Raw genomic sequence first — 450 nt, forward strand, 5'->3', positions numbered from 1 at the left:
GCCGGCAAAGGGCGATAGAATTGCAATAGTTACCAATGGTGGCGGTGCTGGAGTTATGATGAGTGACGGAATAATTGAAGCTGGAATGAAAGTTGCAGAGCTTAGTGAAGAAACAAAGCAAAAGTTTGAGAGGGCTATTAGGGAGAAAAAGCTTCCAGAACATATGAGCTATAAAAATCCAATTGACATTATAGGTGATGCACCCTCCACAAGGTATGAGATTGCCATGAGGTATGCTTTAGAAGATCCAAATGTTGATGCTCTTGTGGTTATTGCATTGTTCCAAAGCCCAGCTCTTGACGAAGGAATAGTTGAGAAGGTTGCAGTATTGCAAAAGTATGGTAAGCCGATAGTTTTCGTAGCTCCTGGTGGAGGGTATCCAGAGAGAATGGCACGAAGAATCGAAAAATGTGGAGTTCCAGTATTTGAAACCGTCGAAGACGGCGTCGA

General features: G+C 43.3%; 1 pseudogene. It reads left to right on the top strand.

The features are described from left to right. A pseudogene (locus tag E3E37_RS11035) lies at positions 1-450 on the top strand (acetate--CoA ligase family protein); the annotation flags it as partial.

The organism is Thermococcus sp. ES12 (assembly GCF_012027515.1).
GTDB classification, from domain to species: domain Archaea; phylum Methanobacteriota_B; class Thermococci; order Thermococcales; family Thermococcaceae; genus Thermococcus; species Thermococcus barossii.